Source organism: Ramlibacter sp. WS9 (genome assembly GCF_003797765.1).
Taxonomy (GTDB): Bacteria; Pseudomonadota; Gammaproteobacteria; order Burkholderiales; family Burkholderiaceae_C; genus Ramlibacter.
Genome location: NZ_RKMB01000066.1, coordinates 1 through 5,606 on the forward strand (window position 1 = coordinate 1; position 5,606 = coordinate 5,606).

Annotated in this window: 2 tRNA genes and 3 rRNA genes; all 5 read right to left on the minus strand. The window is 51.5% G+C overall.

The features are described 5' to 3' along the window. Window positions 1–51: 51 nt before the first annotated feature. A 5S ribosomal RNA gene (rrf, locus tag EEB15_RS32765) occupies window positions 52–164 on the minus strand. Between the two features lie 115 nt (window positions 165–279). Further along, window positions 280–3,168 (minus strand): 23S ribosomal RNA (locus tag EEB15_RS32770). Window positions 3,169–3,482: 314 nt separating this feature from the next. Beyond that, a tRNA-Ala gene (locus EEB15_RS32775) sits at window positions 3,483–3,558 on the minus strand. Between the two features lie 30 nt (window positions 3,559–3,588). Continuing rightward, window positions 3,589–3,665: transfer RNA gene (locus tag EEB15_RS32780), tRNA-Ile, on the minus strand. Between the two features lie 70 nt (window positions 3,666–3,735). Beyond that, window positions 3,736–5,270: ribosomal RNA gene (locus tag EEB15_RS32785) — 16S ribosomal RNA — on the minus strand. Together the 16S, 23S and 5S rRNA genes with 2 tRNA genes alongside form the textbook arrangement of a ribosomal RNA operon. Between the last annotated feature and the right edge of the window lie 336 nt (window positions 5,271–5,606).

Consider the following 5,606-nt stretch of genomic DNA (forward strand, 5'->3'; position numbering starts at 1 on the left):
GCGCAAAGCAAAACGCCCAGCATTTCTGCTGGGCGTATGCCGGTTTTAATAGCCTGACGATGTCCTACTTTCACACGGGAACCCGCACTATCATCGGCGCTGAGTCGTTTCACTGTCCTGTTCGGGATGGGAAGGAGTGGTACCAACTCGCTATGGTCATCAGGCATAACTTTTTGCCGCCTTGACTTCAGTCAAGACGACCAATTCATAGAGCAAATCAGCTTCAATTTCTGGTTGCGTCAACTTGGCATAACACCTTGATCTCTTGATCAAAGTTATAGGGTCAAGCCGCACGAGCAATTAGTATCAGTTAGCTTAACGCATTACTGCGCTTCCACACCTGACCTATCAACGTCCTGGTCTTGAACGACTCTTCAGGGGGCTCAAGGCCCCGGCAGATCTCATCTTAGAACGAGTTTCCCGCTTAGATGCTTTCAGCGGTTATCTCTTCCGCACTTAGCTACTCGGCAATGCCACTGGCGTGACAACCGATACACCAGAGGTGCGTCCACTCCGGTCCTCTCGTACTAGGAGCAGGCTTCTTCAAATCTGCAGCGCCCACGGAAGATAGGGACCAAACTGTCTCACGACGTTTTAAACCCAGCTCACGTACCTCTTTAAATGGCGAACAGCCATACCCTTGGGACCGGCTACAGCCCCAGGATGAGATGAGCCGACATCGAGGTGCCAAACACCGCCGTCGATATGAACTCTTGGGCGGTATCAGCCTGTTATCCCCAGAGTACCTTTTATCCGTTGAGCGATGGCCCTTCCATACAGAACCACCGGATCACTATGTCCTGCTTTCGCATCTGCTCGACTTGTCAGTCTCGCAGTTAAGCACGCTTATGCCATTGCACTATCGTCACGATGTCCGACCGTAACTAGCGTACCTTCGAACTCCTCCGTTACGCTTTGGGAGGAGACCGCCCCAGTCAAACTGCCTACCATGCACTGTCCCCGATCCAGATAATGGACCTAGGTTAGAACCTCAAACGCACCAGGGTGGTATTTCAACGTTGGCTCCACAAGATCTAGCGACCCTGCTTCAAAGCCTCCCACCTATCCTACACAGATCCGTTCAAAGTCCAATACAAAGCTACAGTAAAGGTTCATGGGGTCTTTCCGTCTTTCCGCGGGGAGATTGCATCATCACAAACATTTCAACTTCGCTGAGTCTCAGGAGGAGACAGTGTGGCCATCGTTACGCCATTCGTGCAGGTCGGAACTTACCCGACAAGGAATTTCGCTACCTTAGGACCGTTATAGTTACGGCCGCCGTTTACTGGGACTTCAATCAAGAGCTTGCACCCCATCATTTAATCTTCCAGCACCGGGCAGGCGTCACACCCTATACGTCCACTTTCGTGTTTGCAGAGTGCTGTGTTTTTATTAAACAGTCGCAGCCACCGATTTTTTGCAACCTCATTGGGCTCCAGGAGTAAATCCCTTCACCTACTAAAGGCACACCTTCTTCCGAAGTTACGGTGTCAATTTGCCGAGTTCCTTCTCCTGAGTTCTCTCAAGCGCCTTAGAATACTCATCTCGCGCACCAGTGTCGGTTTGCGGTACGGTCGTGTGTAGCTGAAGCTTAGTGGCTTTTCCTGGAAGCAGGGTATCACTCACTTCGGGTGCAAGCACCCTCGTTATCACCCCTCATCTAAGCCCGGCGGATTTACCTACCAGGCACGACTACAGGCTTGAACCGGCATCACCTTGCGGATGCCAACTGCCGGCTGAGCTAACCTTCTCCGTCCCCACATCGCACTACACATCGGTACAGGAATATTGACCTGTTTCCCATCAGCTACGCATCTCTGCCTCGCCTTAGGGGCCGACTCACTCTACGCCGATGAACGTTGCGTAGAAAACCTTGCGCTTACGGCGAGGGGGCTTTTCACCCCCTTTAACGCTACTCATGTCAGCATTCGCACTTCTGATACCTCCAGCGCGCTTTACAACGCACCTTCACAGGCTTACAGAACGCTCTCCTACCACTTGCACTTGCGTGCAAATCCGCAGCTTCGGTAACTGGCTTAGCCCCGTTACATCTTCCGCGCAGGACGACTCGATCAGTGAGCTATTACGCTTTCTTTAAATGATGGCTGCTTCTAAGCCAACATCCTGACTGTTTTAGCCTTCCCACTTCGTTTCCCACTTAGCCAATTTTAGGGACCTTAGCTGGCGGTCTGGGTTGTTTCCCTCTTGAGTCCGGACGTTAGCACCCGGTGCTCTGTCTCCCAAGCTGTACTCATCGGTATTCGGAGTTTGCATAGGTTTGGTAAGTCGCCATGACCCCCTAGCCTAAACAGTGCTCTACCCCCGATGGTAATACTTGAGGCACTACCTAAATAGTTTTCGGAGAGAACCAGCTATTTCCAAGTTTGTTTAGCCTTTCACCCCTATCCACAGCTCATCCGCTAGTTTTGCAACACTAGTCGGTTCGGACCTCCAGTACCTGTTACGGCACCTTCATCCTGGCCATGGATAGATCACTTGGTTTCGGGTCTACACCCAGCGACTGGACGCCCTATTCGGACTCGGTTTCCCTGCGGCTACCCTATTCGGTTAACCTTGCCACTGAATGTAAGTCGCTGACCCATTATACAAAAGGTACGCAGTCACCCTTGCGGGCTCCTACTTTTTGTAAGCATACGGTTTCAGGATCTATTTCACTCCCCTCCCGGGGTTCTTTTCGCCTTTCCCTCACGGTACTAGTTCACTATCGGTCGATTACGAGTATTTAGCCTTGGAGGATGGTCCCCCCATATTCAGACAGGATTACACGTGTCCCGCCCTACTTGTCGCAAGCTCAGTACCACACAGGTCATTTCACGTACGGGGCTATCACCCGCTATGGCCAGCCTTTCCAAGCTGTTCCGTTATGTCTTGTGCTATCACTTGCAGGCTGTTCCGATTTCGCTCGCCACTACTTTCGGAATCTCGGTTGATGTCTTTTCCTCGAGCTACTGAGATGTTTCAGTTCACCCGGTTCGCCTCGCATGACTATGTATTCATCATGCGATACCCCTAAGGGTGGGTTTCCCCATTCGGAAATCTCCGGATCAAAGCTTATTTGCCAGCTCCCCGAAGCTTATCGCAGGCTATCACGTCCTTCGTCGCCTGTAATCGCCAAGGCATCCACCATATGCTCTTATTCACTTGACCCTATAACTTTGACGCCTCTCACGAGAAGCAAAATTAATCAAGGAATGGCCAGGTCTTTCACCTGGCGCGTTATGCCGTACTTTCAAAAATCGATTTGACTCGAAATTAAAAGTCTATTTTTGACGCAATCAAAAATTCAATTATGTTGTTAGCGGCACGGTCTGCCATGAAAGCAGTTTCCGCTAACAACGCTGATTCGACTCTATGAATTGTTAAAGAACAGCCGATTGATCGATAGATATCGATCAACAACAAAGAAGCCTCATCTTTCGAAGAAGCCGCTTTGGTGTTGAACCAAAGACAAGATAAGTTGTTGGTGGAGGATGACGGGATCGAACCGACGACCCCCTGCTTGCAAAGCAGGTGCTCTCCCAGCTGAGCTAATCCCCCGAATCCTCAAGTATTGAGCATCAGAAGAATTGGTGGGTCTAGTTGGGCTCGAACCAACGACCCCCGCCTTATCAAGACGGTGCTCTAACCAGCTGAGCTACAGACCCAAAGTCGATTTCTCGACCTTCTTCCAACAACCGATAAGTGTGAGCGTTCAAATTTGATTGCAGTTTCCAGAAAGGAGGTGATCCAGCCGCACCTTCCGATACGGCTACCTTGTTACGACTTCACCCCAGTCACGAACCCTGCCGTGGTAATCGCCCTCCTTGCGGTTAGGCTAACTACTTCTGGCAGAACCCGCTCCCATGGTGTGACGGGCGGTGTGTACAAGACCCGGGAACGTATTCACCGTGACATTCTGATCCACGATTACTAGCGATTCCGACTTCACGCAGTCGAGTTGCAGACTGCGATCCGGACTACGACCGGTTTTATGGGATTAGCTCCCCCTCGCGGGTTGGCAGCCCTTTGTACCGGCCATTGTATGACGTGTGTAGCCCCACCTATAAGGGCCATGAGGACTTGACGTCATCCCCACCTTCCTCCGGTTTGTCACCGGCAGTCTCATTAGAGTGCCCAACTAAATGTAGCAACTAATGACAAGGGTTGCGCTCGTTGCGGGACTTAACCCAACATCTCACGACACGAGCTGACGACAGCCATGCAGCACCTGTGTTACGGTTCTCTTTCGAGCACTAAGCCATCTCTGGCAAATTCCGTACATGTCAAAGGTGGGTAAGGTTTTTCGCGTTGCATCGAATTAAACCACATCATCCACCGCTTGTGCGGGTCCCCGTCAATTCCTTTGAGTTTCAACCTTGCGGCCGTACTCCCCAGGCGGTCAACTTCACGCGTTAGCTTCGTTACTGAGTCAGTGAAGACCCAACAACCAGTTGACATCGTTTAGGGCGTGGACTACCAGGGTATCTAATCCTGTTTGCTCCCCACGCTTTCGTGCATGAGCGTCAGTACAGGTCCAGGGGATTGCCTTCGCCATCGGTGTTCCTCCGCATATCTACGCATTTCACTGCTACACGCGGAATTCCATCCCCCTCTACCGTACTCTAGCTATGCAGTCACAGATGCAGTTCCCAGGTTGAGCCCGGGGATTTCACAACTGTCTTACATAACCGCCTGCGCACGCTTTACGCCCAGTAATTCCGATTAACGCTTGCACCCTACGTATTACCGCGGCTGCTGGCACGTAGTTAGCCGGTGCTTATTCTTACGGTACCGTCATGACCCTCCTGTATTAGAAGAAGGCTTTTCGTTCCGTACAAAAGCAGTTTACAACCCGAGGGCCTTCATCCTGCACGCGGAATGGCTGGATCAGGCTTGCGCCCATTGTCCAAAATTCCCCACTGCTGCCTCCCGTAGGAGTCTGGGCCGTGTCTCAGTCCCAGTGTGGCTGGTCGTCCTCTCAGACCAGCTACAGATCGTCGGCTTGGTGAGCCTTTACCCCACCAACTACCTAATCTGCCATCGGCCGCTCCAATCGCGCGAGGCCTTACGGTCCCCCGCTTTCATCCGTAGATCGTATGCGGTATTAGCACAGCTTTCGCTGCGTTATCCCCCACGACTGGGCACGTTCCGATGTATTACTCACCCGTTCGCCACTCGCCACCAGGGTTGCCCCCGTGCTGCCGTTCGACTTGCATGTGTAAAGCATTCCGCCAGCGTTCAATCTGAGCCAGGATCAAACTCTACAGTTCGATCTTGATTTTTTTGCCCCTTGCGGGGCCACTCATTTGGAATTGACAGGATCTTGATTTCTCAATTTCCTGTCTCTTACTTATGAGCGTTTAAAGGTCTTGCGACCTAGTTCCGAAGAACTTGGCAATCGCCTTCAAACGCCCACGCTTATCGGCTGTATATTTTTAACGAACCTCTTAAGCAATCACTCGACTTGTCGTCTTCGCTTTTGCCGCTTAGCTGCGATCAGCTGAGCCTTGAATTCTATACCAGTTTTTGATCACCAGTCAAACTCGATTTTCTTTTTTTCCGCCGCACCCGCCGCTTTCGCGTCGTCTTCAGCAGAGCCTGCGATT